Here is a 22,101-nt window from a genome sequence, read left to right on the forward strand (position 1 = left end):
CGACACCTGTCCTGTCGCGCCCAGGCGGTGGCGCCGCCCGGAACCGACTTCAACAATCTGTTGACGCTCGGATCGCCCCAATCCTAGGCTCCATCAAGCGGAAGCAGGTTTCCGCTGTCCCTCGTACGGAAGGTCCACGATGTCGAAGCGTGTGCTCACGACTGAGGCCGGCGCCCCGGTCGCCGACAACCAGAACTCCGCGTCCGCCGGCGTCGGCGGCCCGCTCCTGCTCCAGGACCAGCACCTGCTGGAGAAGCTGGCGCGCTTCAACCGTGAGCGCATCCCGGAGCGCGTGGTGCACGCCCGCGGCTCCGGCGCGTACGGCCACTTCGAGGTGACCGACGACGTCACCGGTTTCACCCACGCCGACTTCCTGAGCACCATCGGCAAACGCACCGAGGTGTTCGTGCGCTTCTCCACCGTGGCGGACTCGCTGGGCGGCGCGGACGCGGTACGCGACCCGCGCGGCTTCGCGGTCAAGTTCTATACGGGAGAGGGAAATTACGACCTCGTCGGGAATAACACCCCGGTCTTCTTCATCAAGGACCCGATCAAGTTCCCGGACTTCATCCACTCGCAGAAGCGCGACCCGTTCACCGGCAAGCAGGAGCCGGACAACGTCTGGGACTTCTGGGCGCACTCCCCCGAGGCCACGCACCAGGTGACCTGGCTGATGGGCGACCGCGGCATCCCGGCGTCGTACCGCCACATGAACGGCTACGGCTCACACACCTACCAGTGGACGAACGAGGACGGCGAGGCCTACTTCGTCAAGTACCACTTCAAGACGAACCAGGGCATCCGCAGCCTGTCCACCGAGCAGGCCCAGGAGATCGCGGGCAAGGACCCCAACTCCCACCAGACCGACCTGCTCCAGGCGATCGAGCGCGGGGTGCACCCGTCCTGGACCCTCTACGTCCAGCTCATGCCGGCGGCCGAGGCGGCGGACTACCGCTTCAACCCCTTCGACCTCACCAAGGTCTGGCCGCACAAGGACTACCCGCTGCAGCGCGTGGGCCGCCTGGTCCTCGACCGCAACCCGGACAACGTCTTCGCCGAGGTCGAGCAGGCCGCGTTCTCCCCGAACAACTTCGTCCCGGGCATCGGCCCGTCGCCGGACAAGATGCTCCAGGGCCGCCTGTTCGCCTACGCGGACGCCCACCGCTACCGCCTGGGCGTCAACCACACCCAGCTCGCGGTGAACGCCCCGAAGGCCGTTCCCGGCGGTGCGCACAACTACGGCCGCGACGGCCTCATGGCGGCCAACCCGCAGGGCCGCCACGCCAGGAACTACGAGCCGAACTCCTACGACGGTCCGGTGGAGAGCGGCCGCCCGCTGTCCGCCCCGCTGGCGGTCACCGGGCACACGGGAACCCACGCCGCGCCCCTGCACACCAAGGACGACGACTTCTTCCAGGCGGGCGAGCTCTACCGCCTGATGTCGCGGGAGGAGAAGCAGCGCCTGGTCGCCACCATCGCCGGCGGTCTCGCGCAGGTCTCCCGCGACGACGTCATCGAGAAGAACCTGGCCCACTTCCACGCCGCCGACCCGGACTACGGCAGGCGGGTGGAGGAGGCGGTCCGCGCCCTGCGCGAGGACTGAACCGCCGGACCGCGTCCGCGCCCTGACGGAAGGTCAGGTGCCGGGCGCGCAGCAGCCCGCCGCCGCCGAGCGACCCGGATGAGGGGTGGTCGCCCGGTACGGCGGGCAGGGCGAGGACCGCGGCGGGAGCCCCCTGTTCGAGCGGAGTCGAGAACCAGGGGAGTGCGAGCCAGTGCGGTGGTGAAGGTTCCGGAGCCTTCCTCTCGACCTGAGGGAGGAAGCCCCGGAACCGTCGCACCCGCCGCGGTCCCGTCCCACGCCCACGTCATGAACCCCGTCCGGCGGCGCGAATGTCCTGTCGCGCCCAGCCTCGCGCCGTCGGACGGCCATCACGCGCACACCCCGAGCGCCGGATGCGGACCGTCCAGCATCCGGCGCTCCCGCGTTTCCGGGTGCGCACGCGGCCCCCCGGCAGGAGCCTTGAGGCATGGAACAGTCAACGAAGTATCCGCGCATCGTGGTGCATCCCCCGGCCCTGGACGGCTCGCGGCGGGTCACCTCGGGCGATCAGACCCTCGGGATCGCCAGCCACCTGGACGACGTCATCGAGATCCTGCGCATGGCCGATCTGGACCGGATCGAGGTCGAGCAGAGCGACCTCATCGAGTGGCAGGGCGGCGGCCCCGACGACTGGCCGGGACTGTCGGAGCTGGAGACCGAGTGAGGCCGCTTGCACATGTGTGCGTACGCCGCCTACGCAACCCTCAAATGAACCTCTGAACACCGGCAGGGAGGCTTCAACTCCCCCGGCCCATGGGCACATTCTCGGCAGACGGGGCCCGCCGGCACGGGGGCGGCGGGCCCCGGCACGGGGGCGAGGGTCGGGGCCCGGGCGCAATCGGGGGTCAGCCCGGGCCCAGCGAGCGGGACGTGGGGGCGGTGTCCCCCAGGAACGGCAGGGTGTGCCGCAGGAAGAGGTCCGGGCGCTCGTTGTACGGCTCATGGGCCGTGGGAAGCCGCACGGCGGCCGTGTGGGCGGGCAGGGCCCGTCGCGCGCGGCGGCCGTCCAACGCGGCCGGCACGACCGGGTCGCGGCTGCCCCACAGGAGCAGGATCGGGACGTCCAGGGCCGAGGGGTCCTGCAGGCCGAACTCCGGGGCCGCGAAACCCCGCCACAGCGCGCAGTGGACCAGCAGCCGGTCCGGCTGACGCGGCAGCCGCCGGGCCCGCTCGTACGTCGCCCGCGCGCTCGGCGTGCGCAGGGCGCCCAGATACGCGCGGGCCAGCGGAACCACCAGCCGGCGGGCACGGTCCGGGCGTCCCATCACCTCGTGGCAGAACCAGCGCGTCAGCGCGTTGCGGGGCGTGAAGCCCGCCGGGTCGACCAGGACCAGCGCGGTGACCGACCCCGCGTGGCGGCCCTCGGCCAGGCGGCAGGCCACATAGCCGCCGACACTGTTGCCGAGCAGGGCGAGGCGGTGCACACCGTGGTCGGACGCCAGCGCGTCCAGGACCGCCTCCGCCGCCTCCACCAGCCCTTCCGGGGTGACCCCTTGGGGGTTGGGCGCCGTCGACTCGCCGTAGCCCGGCCAGTCGAGCACGAAGGTGCGGTGGCGGTCCGCGAGGGCGGGCAGGACGGCGTCGTAGTCCCGGCCGTCGCCGGGGTTGGCGTGCAGGAGCAGCAGCGCGGGGGCCTCGGGGGCGCCGTACGCGCGTATTGCGATGTCGCCGAATGGGGTGGGCACGGTGATCCGCATGCGGGGAGCATGCCGGAGTGCGTCCACGCGCGCGAACAGCGCCCTGGGAAACGCGCGAAGAGCGGCCCGTCCCCCCGGACGGGCCGCCCCTGCCGAACGCGGGCGTCAGAGCTTCAGCGTCCTGATCGAGGTCGGGGCATGGCCCGGTTCGGTCGCGATCTCCTCGAACTCGACGACGTTGCCGATGTCGTTGGTCGTCGACATGGAGATGTTGGTGACGCGTTCCAGGACGGCCTCGACGACGACCGGCACCCGGTGCTCCGCGGCGAGCTTCTTGGCCTGCTCGAAGGCGGTGCCCAGTTCGTTGGGGTCGGTGACCCGGATCGCCTTGCAGCCGAGCCCCTCGGCGACCTTCACATGGTCGACGCCGTAGACGCCGAGCTCGGGAGAGTTGATGTTCTCGAACTCCAGCTTGACCTGGAAGTCGATGTCGAACGCCCGCTGCGCCTGGCGGATCAGGCCCAGGTAGGCGTTGTTCACCAGGACGTGGACGTAGGGGATCCGGTGCTGGGCGCCGACGGCCAGTTCCTCGATCATGAACTGGAAGTCGTAGTCGCCGGAGAGGGCGACGACGGACGCCTCCGGGTCGGCCTTGGCGACGCCGAGCGCGGCCGGGACGGTCCAGCCGAGGGGGCCCGCCTGACCGCAGTTGATCCAGTGACGGGGCCTGAAGACGTGCAGCATCTGGGCGCCGGCGATCTGCGAGAGGCCGATGGTGGACACGTACCGGGTCTCGGGGCCGAAGGCCTTGTTCATCTCCTCGTACACGCGCTGCGGCTTGATCGGGATGTCGTCGAAGTGGGTACGGCGCTGGAGACGCGCCTTCTTCTCCTGTGCGGCGGCGGTCCAGTCCGAGCGGTCGGGCAGGCCGCCCGCCGCCTTCGACTCCCTTGCCACCTCGACGAACAGTTCCAGAGCCGCCTTCGCGTCGGAGGCGATGCCGTAGTCGGGGGCGAAGATCCTGCCGATCTGGGTGGGCTCGATGTCGACGTGCACGAACCTGCGGCCCGTCGTGTAGACGTCGAGGCGCCCGGTGTGCCGGTTGGCCCAGCGGTTGCCGATGCCGAGCACGAAGTCGGACTCCAGGAAGGTCGCGTTGCCGTAGCGGTGCGAGGTCTGCAGGCCGACCATGCCGGCGTTCAGCTCGTGGTCGTCGGGGATGACGCCCCAGCCCATCAGAGTGGGGACGACCGGAGTGCCCGTCAGTTCGGCGAATTCCACGAGGAGTTCGGCGGCGTCGGCGTTGATGACACCGCCGCCGGCCACGATCAGCGGGCGCTGGGAGGCGTTGAGGAGGGCGATCGCCTTCTCGGCCTGGGCGCGGGTGGCGGCCGGCTTGTACACCGGCAGCGGATGGTACGTCTCCGGGTCGAACTCGATCTCGGTGAGCTGGACGTCGACCGGCAGGTCGACGAGCACCGGTCCGGGACGGCCCGAGCGCATCAGATGGAAGGCCTGCTGGAAGACGCCGGGAACCTGGGCGGCCTCCAGCACGGTGACCGCCATCTTCGTGACCGGCTTGGCGATCGACGCGATGTCGACGGCCTGGAAGTCCTCCTTGTGGATCACCGCGGTCGGGGCCTGGCCGGTGATGCACAGGATCGGGATCGAGTCTCCGGTCGCGGAGTAGAGCCCGGTGATCATGTCGGTGCCCGCCGGGCCGGAGGTGCCGATGCACACGCCGATGTTGCCGGGCCCCGTTCGGGTGTAGCCCTCCGCCATGTGGGAGGCGCCCTCGACATGGCGGGCGAGGGTGTGGTGGATCCCGCCGGACGCCTTCAGTGCCGCGTAGAAGGGGTTGATCGCCGCGCCCGGGACACCGAACGCGTCGCTGACGCCCTCGCGCTTGAGGATCTCGACTGCCGCGCGGGCAGCGGTCATACGAGCCATTGAGTACTCCTGCTTCGGCTGTCGGACTCGCGCTCCCGTCGCGCCCCGCGGTGAGCACTTCTCTCTTTGCTTCCGCGATACGGAAACTAGATTCTGCTATCTGGAAGCCAGAGTAGGTGGGGTGGTCGAAGGGCGTCAAGAGAGGAGGAACGGGGGTGGCACGCGATGGCCCGAGCGAAGGACAGGCGGGGGTCTGCGGGAGCACGATGGGACCGCTGTCCCCGACGTGATGGGGTGGAGGGGGTCATGTCCGAGAGCGTGGCGGTGCGCTGCCCGGTCTGCCGGCGCGAACATCTCTACGCGGCGCCGTCCTACCCGTGCGTGTGCGGGGCCCCCGTCGTCCCGCCGCTGGACCGGCTGCGCGAACCCTCCGTCGTCACCCACCGCACCTGGGACGACGCGTGGGTCACGGTGGACTGCGAGGTCTGCCGCCGCGCGTGCCAGTGGCCGCACCCGGAGCTGGGCTGCACATGCGGAACGATCCTTCGGATCCCGGTGCAGGGGGCACCGAGCCCCCTGAGCGACGCGGCCCCGGGGGACCCGGACGACGCTCCCGACGTGCCGCCGCCGCTGCCTGTGCGCGACGAGGACCACGGCTCCCCCGGAGCCGACCGGACGTCACCGGGCACGGACTTCCAGCCCGTCACGATCCGCACCACGCGGGACGCCGTCACCGCGGCGGCTCTCTATCTGCGCCGGCTCGGCTACCACGACATACGGCGCGCCGGCCGACGGCCGCCGAACGGGATGGGGCTCGCGGCGCACGGGATCCTGGCACAGGTGGACCCGAGCGTGCGCCCGGCCTCGGTGCGGGACGTGGAGTGTCTGTGGCTCACCGCCATGTCGGAGTCCGCCCGGTCCGTCTACTTCTCGCTCGCGGGCTACGCCGACGACGCCCGCGCCGTCGCGGACCGCCTCGGCGTCCCGCTCTTCGTCCTCGATCTCACCGGCACGCCCCGGCCGGTGAACAGCCCCGCCGACGAACTCGCCGCCGGCCTGGCCTGAACACCCTCTCCCCTCAAGCTCGTTCCGCGTACGTCTCCCGCAGCTCGATCTTCCGCACCTTTCCCGAGACGGTCATCGGGAAGGAGTCGAGGATCCGCAGCCTGCTGGGGATCTTGTAGTGCGCGAGCCGCCCCGCGCAGAAGGCCCGCAGCTCCTCCAGCGTGAGCGGATCGGCAGGATCGAGCGGGATCACGCAGGCGAGGACCTCCTCGCCGTACCGCTCGTGGGGGATGCCGACCACCTGGACGTCGGCGATCTTCGGATGCGCGTACAGGAACTCCTCGATCTCCCGCGGGTAGATGTTCTCGCCCCCACGGATGATCATGTCCTTGATACGGCCGACGATCTCCACGTACCCGTCCTCGCGCATCATCGCCAGGTCGCCGGTGTGCATCCAGCGGCCGGGGTCGACGGCCTCGGCGGTCTTATCGGGCTCGTTCCAGTAGCCGAGCATCACGCTGTAGCCCCGGGTGCACAGCTCGCCCGCCGAGCCGCGCGGCAGGGTCACGCCGGTCGCCGGGTCGACGACCTTGACCTCGATGTGCGGCAGCACCCGGCCGACGGTTCCGGTGCGGTGCTCCAGGTCGTCGTCCATCCGCGTCTGCAGCGAGACCGGCGAGGTCTCCGTCATGCCGTAACAGATGGACACCTCCTCCATGTGCATCTCGGCGACCACGCGCTTCATCACCTCGACCGGGCACGGCGAGCCCGCCATGATGCCGGTCCGCAGGGAGGAGAGGTCGTACGTCGCGAAGTCGGGCAGGTTCAGCTCGGCGATGAACATCGTCGGTACGCCGTACAGGGAGGTACAGCGCTCCTGCTGCACCGCCTCCAGGGTCGCCCTCGGCTCGAAGGACGGGGCGGGGATGACGATGCAGGCGCCATGGGACGTGGCTCCCAGGTTCCCCATGACCATGCCGAAGCAGTGATAGAACGGCACGGGCAGACAGACCCGGTCCTGCTCGCTGTAGCCGACCGTACGGCCCACCCAGTAGCCGTTGTTCAGGATGTTGTGGTGCGAGAGCGTGGCGCCCTTGGGGAACCCGGTGGTGCCGGAGGTGTACTGGATGTTGACCGGGTCGTCGCAGCTCAGTTCGGCGGCCACGGCGGTCAGCCGCTCGGGCGGCACCGAGGCCGCCCCCGCCGTGAGCGCGTCCCAGCTCGGGTCGCCGATGTACACCGTCTCCCGCAACTCCGGGCAGCCGCCGCGAACTTGGTTCACCAGGGTGCGGTAGTCGCTCGTCCTGTGGGCGAGTGAGGCGATCAGGAGCGAGACACCGGCCTGCTTCAGCACGTACTCCAGCTCGTGGGCGCGGTAGGCGGGGTTGATGTTCACCATGATCGCGCCGATCCGCGCGGTGGCGTACTGGGTCAGCACCCATTCGGGGCAGTTGACGGCCCAGATGCCGACCCGGTCGCCCTTGCGCACCCCCTTGGCGAGCAGGCCGAGCGCCACCTCGTCGACGGCGGCGCCGAACTCGACGTAGGTCCAGCGGCGTCCGGAGGGCACGTCCACCAGGGCGTCCCGGTCGGGGTACGCGGCGATCGCGCGGTAGAGGTTGGCGCCGATGGTGTCGCCGAGCAACGGCGTGGTGCTGGTCCCGTGCGTGTACGACAGTCCGGTCACCGGAAGTCCTCCTCGCGGTACTCGTTCTGCGAGCCCGCGGCCGTCGCCTCGCGCAGCTCGATCCGGCGGATCTTGCCGGAGACGGTCTTGGGCAGCGCGCCGAACTCCAGGCGCCGGATGCGCTTGTAGGGGGCGAGGACGTTCCGCGAGTGCTCGAAGAGGACCTTCGCGGTGTCCCGGCCCGGCTCCCAGCCCGCCGCGAGCACGATGTAGGCCTTCGGGACGGCCAGGCGTACCTCGTCCGGCGCGGGTACCACGGCGGCCTCGGCCACCGCCTCGTGTTCGAGCAGCGCGCTCTCCAGCTCGAAGGGGGAGATCTTGTAGTCGGACGCCTTGAAGACGTCGTCAGCGCGCCCGATATAGGTGACATACCCGTCTTCGTCCCGAGAGCCAATGTCCCCGGTCCGGTAGTAGCCGCCCGCCATGGCCTCCGCCGTGCGGTCGGCGTCGCCGTGGTAGCCGGTCATCACACCGACCGGCCGCGCGGACAGGTCGAGCGCGATCTCGCCCTCGCGCACACCCGGCGCCCCGCTCACCGGGTCGAGCAGTTCGACGCGGAAGCCGGGGCTGGGGCGGCCCATCGAGCCGGTCTTCAGTGGCTGGCCTGGGCTGTTGGAGACCTGCACGGCCGTCTCCGTCTGACCGAAGCCGTCCCGGATGGTCACGCCCCAGGCCCGCCGCACCTGCTCGATGACCTCGGGGTTGAGCGGTTCACCTGCGGCGACCGCCTCGCGCGGCGGAGTGCGCAGCTGGGCGAGGTCGGCCTGGATGAGCATCCGCCACACGGTCGGCGGCGCGCAGAAGGTGGTCACGCCCGCACGGTCCATCTCGGCCAGCAGCCGGGGAGCGTCGAAGCGGGTGTAGTTGTGCAGGAAGACGGTCGCCTCCGCGTTCCAGGGGGCGAACAGGTTCGACCAGGCGTGCTTGGCCCAGCCCGGCGAGGAGATGTTCAGGTGCACGTCACCGGGCTTGAGACCGATCCAGTACATCGTCGCCAGATGGCCGATCGGATACGACACGTGGGTGTGCTCGACCAGCTTGGGGCGGGCGGTGGTGCCCGAGGTGAAGTACAGCATCAACGGGTCGTCCGCATGGGTGGGCCCGTCCGGCACGAAGCCCTGGTCGGCCTCGTACGCGTCCTCGTACGTCCGCCAGCCCTCGGGCGCGCCCCCGACCGCGATCCGGGTGTAGTCGCCCGGCACCTCGCCGAACTTGGCGGTGTCCTCGGCGCGCACGACGACGTGCCGGACCCGGCCGCGTCCGACCCGGTCGCGCAGGTCGGCGGGACCGAGCAGCGGGGTGGCCGGGATGACGACCGCGCGCAGCTTCATCGCGGCCAGCGCGGTCTCCCACAGCTCCGGCTGGTTGCCGAGCATGACCAGGATGCGGTCCTCGGCGCGTACACCCCACTCACGCAGCCGGTTGGCGACCCGATCGGAGCGCAGGGCGAGGTCGCCGAAGGACAGACGGGTCTCGCCGCCGTCCTCCTCGACGATGTGCAGCGCGGTACGGTCGTTGCCCCGCGCGATGACGTCGAACCAGTCGAGCGCCCAGTTGAAGCACGCCGGACGCGGCCAGCGGAAGCCCTCGTACGCCGTGGCGTAGTCCTCCCGGTGCTCCAGCAGGAAGTCCCGCGCGGTCCGGAACGCCTCCGTCGCGTCGATGTTCGCCGTCATGTGTCCTCCTCATTGCCGGACAGCCACCTAACATCGTGTAATCCGTGATGCAGGTCTCACCACCCCCGAACGGGGGTGCGCCGCGATGAAGGGGCGGGCACGTGGCAGCTGACGCAGCCGAGGCGGTGGAGGTGCGCGGCGCACTGGTGCGGTTGCGGCGCGCCACGGGGCTGCCGGTCGCCTTCGGCGGCCTCGTGGAGTCCGGGCGGCCGCAGGTACGGATCAGCGAACTCAGCGGCAACGCGACGGCGGCCCTCAGCTCGCTCGCCGTCGTCTCCGGCAACGGCCTGGGCGGCAAGGTGGTCGCGTTGGCCCGGCCGTGCGCGGTCACCGACTACTCGGCGTCCCGGCAGATCAGCCATGAGTACGACGTGGCGGTGGCGATGGAGGGCCTGCGGTCCGTGCTGGCGGTGCCGGTCGTCGTACGCCGTCGGGTGCGCGGTGTGCTCTACGGTGCCCTGCGGACGGCCCAGCCGCTGGGCGACCGCACGCTGAACGCGGCCGTGGAGGCGGCCCGGGACGTGGAGCAGGCACTGGTCGCACGGGACGAGGCACGTGCCCTGCTGACGACCGTACGGGAGCCCGCGGCACCGTCGGGCGCGGCCTGGGAGCAGGTGCGCGAGGCGCATGGCGCGCTGCGGGCGCTGGTCCAGCGGGTCGAGGACCCGGCGCTGCGGGACGAACTCCTCCAGGTGTGCGGGCGGCTGGCGGGCGCGGCCTTGCCCGCCGACCCGGCCCGGACCTCGGATCTGTCCCCGCGGGAGGTGGACGTCCTGGCGTGCGTGGCGGTGGGCTCGACCAACGCGGCGGCGGCGGACCGGCTGGGGCTGCGCCCGGAGACCGTGAAGGGATATCTGCGGTCGGCGATGCGGAAGTTGGGCGCGCACACCAGGTGGGAGGCGGTGGTCGCGGCGCGGCGGGCCGGCGTCCTGCCGTAGGTCCCGCGGGCTCGGTGGCGCCGCAGCGCACGCGGTCCGGGCGGATCAGCACCCTCGCGCCCTCTGTGCACTCCCCCTGATTGTCGCCGCTCCATTCACGCGGCACTCCGGTGAATTCCACTGTGCCGCCACCTCTTTGTTATTTCCCTCACCACCCGTCCGTCCGAATTTCAAAGACCGGATGCCTAACATTGGCCAGGACACGACACACGGAGGGAGCGGTGACCGTGCGACGGGACTTCAAGGAGCCTGCGAGACCCCGCCCCGACCTGGTCATCGGCCGGGAGGAGCTGTTCGCGGGAGCGCGCGAGCAGCTCGTCGGCGGGGGAAGTGTGCTGGTGCACGGCCCGGCCGGAATAGGAAAGTCGACCGTCCTGCGCGCGCTGGCCGCTGAATACGGCGAAGCGGTGCGCACCGTGTTGCGCTGCTCGGCGACCGAGTCCGAATCGCATCTGCCCTTCCTGGCTCTGGCCGACCTGCTCGGTCTCGTCGTGGACGAGGTCGCCGACGGGCTGCCCGCCCCGCAGCGCACCGCCCTGGAGTCCGCGCTCACCGGCCGCGGCGAGTCCACGCTCCAGCGGGACGGACTCGCGTTGCGGCTGGCAGTGCTGTCGACTCTCCGCGCGCTCGCGGCCCGCGGCCCCGTACTGATCGTCGCCGACGACCTCCAGTGGCTGGATCCGGCCAGCGCCGAACTCCTCGGCTTCGCCGCACGACGCCTCGGCGGCACCCCCGTCCAGATGCTGTGCGCGGTCCGCACCCACACCGAGCCGCAGGGCCAGGAGCACGACCGCTATCTGAGGGCGTCCCCGCCGGACACGCTCGCGGTCCGGGTCAGCCCGCTCGCGCGCGAACAGGTCGCCGAGCTCCTCGACCACCGCGGCTACACCGGCCTGCCCCGCTCCACCGTCCGCGACATCCACCGCACCAGCGGCGGCAACCCCCTGTTCGCGCTGGAACTCGGCCGTGCCCTCGCCGAGAGCACGACACCGCCGAGCCCCGGGGAGCCGCTGCCCGTGCCGACCTCGCTGCGCGCCCTGGTGCTCAACCGGCTGGAGGCACTGTCCACCGAGGCGCGCCGCACCCTGCTCGTGGCGAGCGCCGGGGCACGGCCCACGCTGGCCCTGCTGCACGCGGCCGGCCGGGAGAACGCGGACGCGGAGACCGCTCAGGCCGCCGCGCTCGGGCTGCTGGTGACGGAGCGGGACGCGCCGGGCGTACGGTTCGCGCATCCGCTGATATCGGCCGCGCTGTACGCGCAGGCCGGCGCGCAGGAGCGACGGGCCGTGCACGCCGCGCTGTCGTCGGCGGCCTCCGACCCGATCGAGCGAGCGCGGCACCTCGCGCTGGCGACCACCGGTGCGGACCCGCGGGTCGCCGCGCGGCTCGGCGAGGCCGCGGCCGTCGCCCGGGACCGGGGCGCGCCGTCGGTGGCGGCGGGACTCGGGCTGCTCGCGGCCCGGCACACCCCGGCGGACGCGGCCCCAGGTCCGCACGCACGGCGGCTGCAGGCGGCCGAGGACGCGCTGACCGCGGGGGAGACGGACTTCGCCCGGGACATCGCCCATGAGGTGCTGGCGCACGCGAGCGAGCCGGCGGAGCGGGTGCGGGCGTGGATGGTGGTGATCGACGCCGCCGGACACGCCATGGCGGAGGTCGACTCGGTCTTCCCGCAGGCGCTGGCGGACGCGGGCGACGATCCACGGCTGCTCACCCTCGTGCACTACCAGCTCGCCTGGCGGGCGCTGCTCGTGGAGGGCGACTTCGACCGGGCCCGGGAGGAGGGGGCGCTCGCCGCGGACCTCGCGGCCCGGGCGGGTGACCGGCGCAACGAGCTGCTGGCGCTGGCCTTCCAGGCCCAGGCGGAGACGCTGATGGGGCATCCGGACGCGCCCGCGACCATCAAGCGGGCGCTGAAGGAGCCGCAGGACCCGCGGGTGGCGTGCGACCACAACGGTGCGGGAGCCGTTCGGTTCCGCTGGCTGATCATGAGCGACCAGCTGACCGAGGCACGCAAGACGATCAGCGCGCTGCTGCGCGAGGTGCGACGGCGCGGGATGGTCGAGGCCGAGGTGCACTTCCTGCGCGGGCTCGCCGAGACCGAACTGCGGGCCGGGCACTGCGGGCGGGCGCTGGACCTGGCGCGCGACAGCCTCCGGCTGGCCCGGGACACCGGGATCGGAGAGGCCGCGAGCGCCATGCTCACGTCGCTCGCGGAGGCCGCGGGCGGTGAGGTGGACCAGGCGCTGACGCTGGCCCGGGAGGCCGTGGCACGCGCCGAGGAGGACGGCGACGTGCTCTATCTGTCCCGGGCGCTGGCCGCCCTGGGGCACGCCCGGCTGGTCGCCGGGGACGCCGCGGGGACGGTGGGATCGCTGCGCCGGGTACGGGAGTTGGAGGAGGGCCTCGGGATCACCGACCCGGCCCGGGGACGCTGGCAGGGCGACCTCGCCGAGGCGCTGGTGCGCATCGGGGAACCGGCCGAGGCGCAGGACGTCATAGACGCCACACGCACCAGGGCGCTCCGGCTCGGCCGGGAGAGCGTGCTGGCGGTGCTGGACCGGGCGGAGGCGCTGGTTCGGGCGACACGGGGCGAGACCGACGCCGCCGAACGGCAGTTGACGTCGGCCCAGGACCGGCTGGCCGAACTGGGCTACGGCCTGGAGGAGGCGCGGGCGGCGTACGCGCTGGCGGGTCTGCGCGCCGGGCGGCCGGGACCGCGGTCGTACGACGAGGCGGCGGCGGGGAGGCCGGGACCGCGGTCGTACGACGAGGCGGCCCGGCTCTTCCGCCGCTGCCGCGCGATGCCGTGGCTGCGGCAGGTGGAGACGGCCACGGTCACGGGCTTCGCGCAGCCGCCCCTGGCCACGGCGGCCCTCGACACCCTCGCCGCGACGGAGCGGCAGGTCGCCGCCCTCGTCATGGAGGGCGCGACGAACCGGGAGATCGCCGCGCGTCTCTTCATCAGCGTGAAGACGGTGGAGGCGACGCTGACCCGGGTGTACCGCAAGCTCGGCATCCGCTCCCGTGTGGACATCGTGCGGCTGGCGGCCGGGCACCGCTCGGCCTGATCAGGGGTGCGCGACAGCCCGGTCCGCGGGTTTACGCGCGCAGACCGAGGGTTATCCCTGCCCAACTCCCTTAGGGGGTTCCCTCATTGGGAGGGGACCGCCGCTGCTTCTAGCGTAAGGGCGTGCCGCTCGCCCGGGCACCGGGGGTCAGTCCCAGGGCCCCCGCTGCACACCCCGCCCGCGCGCCCCCCACCGGCAACCCCTTGAGGAGACTCATGTTCGGGCTCGACCGCGCCAAGAAGGCCGCCGCTGCCGCCATGGCGACGGCCGCGGCCGCCACCACCGCGCTGTTGTGCGCCCCCAGTGCCGTCGCCGCGCCCCAGCCGATCGTCGGCGGGACGACGACCACGACGACCGCGTACCCGTTCATGATGCAGATCACGGACGCCTCCGGCAGCCAGTTCTGCGGCGGCACCCTGGTCGCCGCCAAGAAGGTCGTCACCGCCGCGCACTGCATGGTCGGCGAGACCACCGGCAGCGTCCGCGTGGTCGGCGGCCGGACCTACCTCAACGGCACGAACGGCACGGTCAGCGGAGTCAGCAGGATCTGGATCGATCCCAGCTACACGGACGCCACCAACGGCGACGACGTGGCCGTGCTGACCCTGTCGACCTCGATGCCGTACACCCCGGCGTCCTACGTCTCGTCCTCCCGGACGAGCGTGTACGCGGCCGGCACCACCGCCCGGATCGTCGGCTGGGGCACCACCTCCGCGAACGGCAGCTCCTCCAACCAGCTGCGGACCGCGACCGTGCCGATCGTGTCCGACACCAGCTGCAAGAGCTCCTACGGCTCCCAATTCGTCCAGAGTGACATGGTGTGCGCCGGATACTCCTCCGGCGGCGTGGACACCTGCCAGGGCGACAGCGGCGGTCCCCTGCTCATCGGGGGCGTCCTGGCAGGCATCACTTCTTGGGGCAACGGCTGCGCCGAGGCCGGTTACCCGGGTGTCCACACCCGGCTGACCACCTTCTCCAGCCTGGTGACCGCTCAGGTCAACTCATAGCCCCGGCGAACTCCTGAGTACGCCTCAGGTAGATACCAGGGGGCGTTGCGGGCCTCCACGAGCGGCCCGCAACGCCCCCTCTCCACTTCGCACGCGCCGCGAGCCGCTCCCCCGAACCGGCCTGGGTCCGGCGGCCCTCGGGGCCGCTCGATCGGGTGGAGTTCCTCCCCGACGGTCACGGAACAGCTCAGCTGCCGCAGTTCCATGGCCCCGACTCCAGGGTCCTGTTTCCATGGACCCCGAGGGGAGTGATGGGCATGGTGTCCACGGACCGTTTCCTGGCCTTCGCCGCGATGTCGCTGCTCGTGATCGTGATCCCGGGCCCGAGCGTGCTGTTCGTCATCGGCCGTGCCCTTGCGCACGGCCGCCGCACGGCCGTGGCGACCGCGCTCGGCAATGTCTTCGGCTCGTATCTGCTGGTGGTGGCGGTCGCGGTCGGGATCGGCTCGCTGGTCGAGCGGTCGGTCACCGTCTACCTGACGGTGAAGCTGGCGGGCGCGGCGTATCTGGTCTTCCTGGGCGTACAGGCGTTCCGGCACCGGAAGGAGCTGAAGGCGTCGGCGATCAGGACGCGGCCGACGGGTCCCGCACGCGGTGACCTGCGCACGGTCCTGGACGGCGTCCTGGTCGGGTTCACCAACCCGAAGGGCGTCGTGTTCTTCGCCGCCGTGCTCCCCCAGTTCGTGGACCACTCCGCGGGCCATGTGCCGCTGCAGATGCTCCTGCTGGGCCTGGTCCCGATCTCCATCAGCCTGGTCACGGACACCGTGTGGGGGCTGACCGCGTCCGCGGCCCGCGCCTGGTTCGCCGGCTCGGACCGCCGGCTGTCGCTGATCGGTGGTGCGGGCGGCTGCACGATGATCGGGCTGGGGGTGACGGTGGCGGTGACGGGGCGGGCCGACTGAGACGTCACCCTCGTACGACGGTCCCGAACCGGATGTCGCAGGCGGTTCCCGGATGCATGACCGCGAGCATCCGTTCTCCTTCCTCGGTCACCTCTTTGCGCCGGCCCGTGGTGAGTGTGCCGAAGGGCTCGATGACGAGCGTGCGCTCCTCCAGCGTCCACACGCCCGCCAGGAAGCCGTCGACGAGGAGCGTGCGGTAGGCCTGGTTGCCCGCCCAGCTACGGCCCTTGAGGTCGGCAGGCACCACGCGGGTGCGGTCGGCGTGCGAGAGAAGCAGGTTGTCGAACTCGGGCAGGAAGCGCGGCGGGGCGGGGGTGTCCGGGTCGGGCCGGGGCGCGTCGGGAAGGTCGAACAGTTCGACGCCGTTCGCATCGCGGAAGGTGACGAGCCGCGGGCGCAGGCGTTCGAAGGTCGCGCGCAGACGGGTCAGACCGGCCCAGGTCTGCATGTCCTTGACGGATGCCGGCCCGAACGCGGCGAGGTAGCGCAGGACGGTGGCGTCCGGGGCGGGGGCCGGCTCCGCGGGGCGGCCGAGCCAGTGCTCGGCGGTGGTGAGCGCGACCTGGCCGCTCCTGCCCCACAGGCCGCGCGGGGTGACCTGCACGAGCGGCAGCAGGCAACGGGCGGCGAGGGCGAGTGCCTGGGGGTCGGCGCCCGGCCACTCGGCGAGCAGCGCCTCACGCAACTGCTTCATGGTGCGCGGTTCCGCCTCGACCAGTTCGCGGGCGAGCGCGGCGAGCCGGTCCAGGTCCACCCCGGCGAGCCCCTTGCGGAAGAGGCCGAGTTCGCGGTCGCGCGCGGGCTGCACCAGCGGGCGCAGGGTGAGGCAGTCCTCGGCGGTGTGGGTGTGGATGGTGGAGCGCATGGTGACGATGCGGACCACCTCCCGGTCGGCCATGAGCCGCGAGAGATCCGTCGGCGCGAAGCCCTCCAGACGGGCGGCGAGCGCGTAGTAGGGAGGCCGGACGTTCTGGGCCTGGAGCCCGAGGAGGTGTCGGACGGCCGCCTTCGCGGACAGCGTCGAGCGGCGCAGCAGGAGCTGACGGTCGAGGGTGGCGCGATTGAGGGCGCGGGGGTTCAGGACGGGGGCCGTCGCCGTCGTCCCGGCCGGCTTCCGTGTCGCGGGGCTCGTCTTCGTCATGCCGTGCACGCTAACCGGGCTTGCGGACAGCCACGGTCCGCAACTGACACCGGCACGGCCGCCGTGGCGAGACCGGCGGGCATGCCGCACGGCCTGATGGCGGGCTTGGCCGGCCCAGCGCTCGCCGGGTCCTTCGGCCTCGCGCCCGGCGACACCCTCCTCCGCTGCACCGACGGACCGGCCGAGGCCCGCACCGGGCCCTGCCCAAGGTGACCGTCCCGCAAGGACCTTCACCGTCCAGGGCAGGGCGTTCCGGGTGTTTCGGGCCGTTCAGTGTGTGGAGAGCATGCCTTCGCGCAGGCGCGCGAGGGTGCGGGAGAGCAGGCGGGAGACATGCATCTGGGAGATGCCGAGGCGTTCGCCGATCTGGGCCTGGGTGAGCTCCTCGACGAACCGCCAGTGGATGATCTGCCGGTCCCGCTCGTCGAGGTCGGCGATCATCGGTGCCAGGGCGTGGAAGTCCTCCACCAGCTCAAGGGCGGCGTCGTCGGTGCCGATGAAGTCGGCCAGCACGGTCTCGCCCTCCTCGCTGCTGTTGATGGCGGCGTCCAGGGACGAGGAGTTGTAGCCGTTGGAGGCCAGCCTGGCCTCGATCACCTCCTCCTCGGACAGGCACATCAGCTCGGCCAGCTCCTTGACCGTGGGCGTACGTCCCAGGCGGCCGCCGAGCTCCTCGGTGGCGCGGGCGAGCTGCACCCGGGCTTCCTGCAGGCGCCGCGGTACATGCACGGCCCAGGAGGTGTCACGGAAGAACCGCTTGATCTCGCCGACGATGTAGGGCACGGCGAACGAGGTGAACTCCACCTCCCGTGAGAGCTCGAACCGGTCGATCGCCTTGATCAGGCCGATCATGCCGACCTGGACGATGTCCTCCATCTCCTCCGGCCCTCGGCTGCGGAACCGCGCAGCCGCGAAGCGGACCAGGGACATGTTCATCTCGATCAGCGTGTTGCGTGCGTACTGGAACTCGGGCGTGCCCTCCTCCAGCACCGTCAACCGGTCGAAGAACTGCTTCGACAGCTCTCGGGCGTCCCTCGGTGCGACCGTGGACGGATCGGCGACCTCCGGCAACTCGGTCACACCCGTGTCCACCTTCGCCATCGCCATGGCCGTCATCGCGTTCCCCTCCCAAAAGTAGCGGGCCACCGTCTCGGCCCCTGTGGGCCGATGACGCGTCTACCCCCACTCCGGACGACCATGCGCGGGAACCCACGAGGTGGCGCTTCTCGGCCAGGGTGAGGGGTCGTCGACGCTCTCAAGGAGCGCCGGCACCGGGCAGGGCCGAGCCCGGCACCGTGTACCGGCCCTGACACCGCACCGGGCTCAGCGCAGCCGCACCGGGATCTCCCGGTAGCCGTACGCGATGAACGACTGGACCTGCTCGACCGGGCCGTCGGGGCTCAGCCCGGGGAAGCGGCCGAAGAGCGCGGGCAGGGCGATCTGGGCCTCCAGGCGGGCCAGCGGGGCGCCGACGCAGTAGTGGACGCCGTGTCCGAAGGCGAGGTGTTCCTTGTCTGCACGGGTGACGTCGAAGCGGCCCGCGCTCTCGCCGTGCCGGAGCGGGTCGAGTCCGGCCGCCAGGTACGTCGCGAAGATGGCGTCGCCACGGGCGATCAGGGTCCCGTCCGGGAGCGTGATGTCCTCGACGGCGTACCGCAGCGGCAGGTTCGCGATCGAAGGGGCCCAGCGCAGGGTCTCCTCGATGACCTCGCTCCAGTCCACTTCGCCCGCGCGGACGCGGGCGAGCTGGTCGGGGTGGCCGAGCAGCGCGTGGACCGCGTTGCCGATCAGATTGACCGTGGTCTCATGACCGGCGCCGATGACCAGCAGAAGCGTGTCGATCAGCTCGATCTCGCTCAGGCGGGAGCCCTCCTCGTCCCGAGCGGCGATGAGGGCGCTTATCATGTCGTCCCCGGGCCGCCGCCGCTTGTCGGCGACCAGTCCGGCGAGCAGCGCGTGCACCTCGTGCCAGGTGGCCATGGCCTGCTCGGGCGTCACGGTGGTGGAGACGTTGGCCTCGATCAGACGCGCCAGGTCGGCCTGCCGGTCCTCGGGGAGCCCGAACATCTCGCAGATCAGCCGCATCGGCAGTGGATGCGCGTAGGCGGCACGTAAGTCGGCCCGGCCGTCGGGCAGTTCGGCCATACGGTCGAGGAGCTCCGTGGCGATCTCCACGATGCGCGGCCGCAGCGCGTCCGTACGGCGTTTGGTGAACGCCGGCGCGACCAGCTTGCGCAGCCGCCGGTGGTCGCTGCCGTAGGCGGTGAACATGTTGCTCACCCCGACCCAGGAGTTGATCCAGGTATCGCGGTACTCGCCGGCGATCCAGGCCGGCCAGTGCAGTCGGGGGTTCTTGGAGACGCGTTCGTCGGCCAGGAGTTGCTTGAGGACGTCGTACCGCGTGGGTGCCCAGGCCCTGATGCCGGCGGGCAGTTCGACGAGGGCGGCGGCTCCCCGCTCGCGCAACAGGGCGGCCTCGCCGTGGAGGTCGGCGCCCGCGGGGTCGATGACGTACGGCTTGTCCTGCACGAGAGCTCCTGTCGTCATGGATCACCACCTGGCTGCGGTGTGGGCGACCCCGGGGCGTCACCAGGCTAGGGCGCCGCGGTGGCGAGGGCGGTGTCGGCCGCCCGATCACCACCCCCGCGAGAGGCGGGGCGGAGCCACGAGCACCGGAGACCGAGCTGCCGGGGGACGCCGGGTTCGTCGAGGTCGCCCGGCTCGTGCGCGCGGCCGATGAGCGGGAGAACACCCCACAGGCGTGTCTCCTCGCCCGCAGGGCCGCCCGACTCAGGCGACCGACCCGATCCGCCCGGCCGTGCGCGGTGTCGCGTCGTGGTGGATCGGGGTGTGGGCACCGGTGAGGGGGACGCCAGTGCCGCCACGACGGCCCGCGACGATCTCCGAGGCGATGGACAGGGCGGTCTCCTCGGGCGTACGGGCGCCGAGGTCGAGGCCGATGGGGGACCTCAGGCGCGCCAGCTCCAACTCGGTGACACCGGCTTCGCGCAGGCGCTCGTTGCGGTCCAGGTGGGTGCGGCGCGAGCCCATCGCGCCGACGTAGGCGACCGGAAGCCTGAGCGCCAGCCGCAGCAGCGGTATGTCGAACTTGGCGTCGTGGGTGAGCACGCACAGCACCGTGCGGCCGTCGACCTCCGTGCGCTCCAGGTATCGGTGCGGCCACTCCACGACGATGTCGTCGGCCTCCGGGAAGCGGGCGCGGGTGGCGAAGACGGGGCGCGCGTCACAGACCGTGACGTGGTGACCGAGGAACTTGCCGATGCGGACCAGCGCGGAGGCGAAGTCGATCGCGCCGAACACGATCATCCGCGGCGGGGGGACGGACGACTCGACCAGGACCGTGAGCGGGGCTCCGCAGCGTGAGCCCCGCTCGCCGATCTCCAGGGTGCCGGTGCGGCCCGCGTCCAGGAAGGCGCCCGCCTCGGCGGCCACCGTGCGGTCCAGTTCGGGGTGGGCGCCGAAGCCGCCCTCGTACCCGCCGTCGGGACGTACGAGCAGTGCCCGGCCCAGCAGTTCGGCCGGCCCCGTCACGATCCGTGCGACCGCCCCGGGTGACCCGGATGCCGCGGCGGCCAGCGCGGACGCGAGCACCGGACGGGCGGGGTCGGCCGCCCGGACCGGGGTGACGAGGATGTCGATCACGCCGCCACAGGTCAGACCGACGGCGAAGGCGTCCTCGTCGCTGTACCCGAAGCGCTCCAGGACGGTTTCGCCGTCCTGGAGTGCCTGTTGGCACAGGTCGTACACGGCTCCCTCCACACAGCCGCCGGAGACCGAGCCGATCGCCGTGCCGTCGGCGTCCACCGCGAGGGCGGCGCCGGGCATGCGGGGGGCGCTGCCGCCGACCGCCACCACGGTGGCGACGGCGAAGTCGCGTCCCTGCTCGACCCACCGGTGCAGCTCGTCGGCGATGTCCAGCATCTCTCGGTCTCCTTAACGGCTGGTGCGGTCAGGACTGTCTAGGGCGCTCTAGTGGGCGCCCAGCCAGCTCTCGATCGGGTTGAGGGCGAAGTAGACCAGGAAGATCACCGCCAGGCCCCACATGAAGGCGCCGATCTCGCGTGCCTTGCCCTGGGCGGCCTTGATGGCGACGTACGAGACGACACCCGCGGCGACACCGGTGGTGATGGTGTACGTGAACGGCATGAGGACCACGGTCAGGAAGACCGGGATCGCGGTGGCGCGGTCGGCCCAGTCCACATGACGGGCGTTCATCAGCATCAGCGCGCCGATGACGACCAGGGCGGCCGAGGCCACCTCCTGGGGGACGATCGCCGTCAGCGGGGTGAAGAACAGGCAGGCCGCGAAGAACAGGCCGGTGACGACGGAGGCGAGCCCGGTGCGCGCGCCCTCGCCCACGCCGGTCGCCGACTCGATGAAGACGGTCTGGCCGGAGCCGCCCGCCACACCGCCGATCGCACCGCCCGCGCCGTCGATGAACAGCGCCTTGGACAGGCCGGGCATCCGGCCCTTGTCGTCGGCGAGCCCGGCCTCGGTGCCGACGCCGATGATGGTGGCCATCGCGTCGAAGAAGCCGGCGAGCACGAGCGTGAAGACGATCATGCCGACGGTCATGACGCCGACCTTGCCCCAACCGCCGAACTCGACGTGTCCGAAGAGCGAGAAGTCGGGCATCGAGACCGCGCTGCCGTGCAGTTCGGGGGCACCGCTCGCCCAGGCGCCGGCCTTGATCACCCCGGCGGCGTTGAGGACCGCGGCGACGACCGTGCCACTGACGATGCCGATCAGGATGGCGCCGGGGACGTCACGGGCCTGGAGCATGAAGATCAGCAGCAGGGTGCCGGCGAAGAGGAGGACGGGCCAGCCGGTGAGCTGTCCCGCGGGGCCGAGGCTGACCGGGGTGGCCTTGCCCTGGTGCACGAAGCCGGACTTGTAGAAGCCGATGAGGGCGATGAACAGGCCTATGCCCATGGTGATCCCGTGCTTGAGCGCCAACGGGATCGCGTTCATGATCATCTCGCGCAGGCCGGTGACGACCAGGAGCATGATGACCACGCCGTACAGCACGCACATGCCCATGGCCTGCGGCCAGGTCATCTGCGGGGCGACCTGGGAGGACAGGACCCCGGAGACGGACAGTCCGGCGGCGAGGGCGAGCGGCACCTTGCCGACGAAACCCATCAGCAGCGTGGTGCAGGCCGCCGCGAACGCGGTGGCGGTGATCAGGGCCTTCTGGCCGAGCGTGTCCCCGGCCGCGTCCTTGCCGGACAGGATCACGGGGTTGAGCAGCAGGATGTACGCCATCGCCATGAAGGTGGTGACGCCGCCGCGCACCTCACGCGCGACCGTGGATTCCCGCTGGGATATGTGGAAGTACCGGTCGAGCCAGGACCGGCCGGCCGGGACGCGGGTTCCCGCACCCGCGTCCTCGGCGACGGATCTGGGCTCCACTGACTGCTGGGTCATGGTGCCATCTCCCAAGGTTCATAGGGGCACCCGCGCTTTGCCTTCGGCGACTTCGCGGGATTTGGGATCTGCACGACCCGGGGGACGGCCCGA

At 71.7% G+C, this 22,101-nt stretch carries 16 protein-coding genes; 7 read left to right on the forward strand and 9 right to left on the reverse strand.

The window, feature by feature from the left end; all coding sequences use genetic code 11:
• The first annotated feature begins 139 nt into the window (after positions 1-139).
• Both ASC56_RS29370 and ASC56_RS29375 read left to right on the forward strand, forming a co-directional pair.
• Positions 140-1,603, forward strand: a complete 1,464-nt coding sequence (locus tag ASC56_RS29370) for a catalase (protein ID WP_055494601.1) — start codon at positions 140-142, stop codon at positions 1,601-1,603.
• Positions 1,604-2,030: 427 nt separating this feature from the next.
• Positions 2,031-2,267: a hypothetical protein gene (locus ASC56_RS29375; RefSeq protein WP_055494602.1), complete on the forward strand. Its 237-nt coding sequence runs from the start codon at positions 2,031-2,033 to the stop codon at positions 2,265-2,267.
• Between the two features lie 181 nt (positions 2,268-2,448).
• Here ASC56_RS29375 and ASC56_RS29380 read toward each other — a convergent pair whose 3' ends face one another.
• Together ASC56_RS29380 and gcl are read right to left on the reverse strand one after the other, a co-directional pair.
• Positions 2,449-3,300 carry an alpha/beta fold hydrolase gene (locus tag ASC56_RS29380; protein WP_055494603.1) on the reverse strand — a complete coding sequence of 284 codons (852 nt, stop codon included), beginning with the start codon at positions 3,298-3,300 and terminating at the stop codon, positions 2,449-2,451.
• A 105-nt stretch (positions 3,301-3,405) separates the two neighbouring features.
• Entirely contained in the window at positions 3,406-5,190 is a 1,785-nt protein-coding gene (gene gcl, locus ASC56_RS29385) for a glyoxylate carboligase (RefSeq protein WP_055494604.1), read from the reverse strand.
• 246 nt (positions 5,191-5,436) lie between these two features.
• Here gcl and ASC56_RS29390 point away from each other — a divergent pair, with 246 nt between their 5' ends.
• A complete protein-coding gene (locus ASC56_RS29390; protein ID WP_055494605.1) occupies positions 5,437-6,195 on the forward strand; it encodes a hypothetical protein in 759 nt (252 codons plus the stop codon).
• Positions 6,196-6,208: 13 nt separating this feature from the next.
• Here the strand turns inward: ASC56_RS29390 and ASC56_RS29395 are convergent, their stop codons facing one another.
• The gene (locus ASC56_RS29395) at positions 6,209-7,822 is read right to left on the reverse strand and encodes an AMP-binding protein (protein ID WP_055494606.1); all 1,614 of its coding nucleotides are present in this window, start codon (positions 7,820-7,822) and stop codon (positions 6,209-6,211) included.
• Positions 7,819-9,498 (reverse strand): AMP-binding protein, encoded by a 1,680-nt coding sequence (locus tag ASC56_RS29400; protein ID WP_055494607.1) that lies wholly within the window; start codon positions 9,496-9,498, stop codon positions 7,819-7,821. Before ASC56_RS29400 ends, ASC56_RS29395 begins: the two co-directional genes overlap by 4 nt.
• A gap of 101 nt (positions 9,499-9,599) precedes the next feature.
• On the opposite strand from ASC56_RS29400, the gene ASC56_RS29405 reads away from it, so the two are divergent.
• The 4 genes from ASC56_RS29405 (at position 9,600) to ASC56_RS29420 (ending at position 15,419) form a co-directional block, all read left to right on the forward strand.
• Positions 9,600-10,436 (forward strand): LuxR C-terminal-related transcriptional regulator, encoded by an 837-nt coding sequence (locus tag ASC56_RS29405; RefSeq protein WP_055494608.1) that lies wholly within the window; start codon positions 9,600-9,602, stop codon positions 10,434-10,436.
• 221 nt (positions 10,437-10,657) lie between these two features.
• Positions 10,658-13,507 (forward strand): helix-turn-helix transcriptional regulator, encoded by a 2,850-nt coding sequence (locus ASC56_RS29410; RefSeq protein ID WP_234377107.1) that lies wholly within the window; start codon positions 10,658-10,660, stop codon positions 13,505-13,507.
• Positions 13,508-13,722: 215 nt separating this feature from the next.
• Positions 13,723-14,514: a trypsin-like serine protease gene (locus ASC56_RS29415; RefSeq protein WP_055494609.1), complete on the forward strand. Its 792-nt coding sequence runs from the start codon at positions 13,723-13,725 to the stop codon at positions 14,512-14,514.
• Between the two features lie 257 nt (positions 14,515-14,771).
• Positions 14,772-15,419, forward strand: coding sequence for a LysE family translocator (locus ASC56_RS29420; protein WP_055494760.1), 648 nt, complete (start codon positions 14,772-14,774; stop codon positions 15,417-15,419).
• A gap of 4 nt (positions 15,420-15,423) precedes the next feature.
• Here the strand turns inward: ASC56_RS29420 and ASC56_RS29425 are convergent, their stop codons facing one another.
• The 5 genes from ASC56_RS29425 to ASC56_RS29445 form a co-directional block, all read right to left on the reverse strand.
• Complete coding sequence (locus ASC56_RS29425) at positions 15,424-16,560, reverse strand: winged helix DNA-binding domain-containing protein (protein WP_055494610.1); 1,137 nt, start codon at positions 16,558-16,560, stop codon at positions 15,424-15,426.
• A gap of 270 nt (positions 16,561-16,830) precedes the next feature.
• Positions 16,831-17,676 carry an RNA polymerase sigma factor SigF gene (locus ASC56_RS29430; RefSeq protein ID WP_055494611.1) on the reverse strand — a complete coding sequence of 282 codons (846 nt, stop codon included), beginning with the start codon at positions 17,674-17,676 and terminating at the stop codon, positions 16,831-16,833.
• Between the two features lie 207 nt (positions 17,677-17,883).
• Positions 17,884-19,107, reverse strand: coding sequence for a cytochrome P450 (locus ASC56_RS29435; protein ID WP_055494612.1), 1,224 nt, complete (start codon positions 19,105-19,107; stop codon positions 17,884-17,886).
• Positions 19,108-19,350: 243 nt separating this feature from the next.
• Entirely contained in the window at positions 19,351-20,502 is a 1,152-nt protein-coding gene (locus ASC56_RS29440; protein ID WP_055494613.1) for an XdhC/CoxI family protein, read from the reverse strand.
• A gap of 48 nt (positions 20,503-20,550) precedes the next feature.
• Positions 20,551-22,008: an NCS2 family permease gene (locus ASC56_RS29445; RefSeq protein ID WP_055494614.1), complete on the reverse strand. Its 1,458-nt coding sequence runs from the start codon at positions 22,006-22,008 to the stop codon at positions 20,551-20,553.
• Positions 22,009-22,101: the final 93 nt, after the last annotated feature.

This window comes from Streptomyces sp. TP-A0356, assembly GCF_001417775.1.
GTDB lineage: Bacteria > Actinomycetota > Actinomycetes > Streptomycetales > Streptomycetaceae > Streptomyces.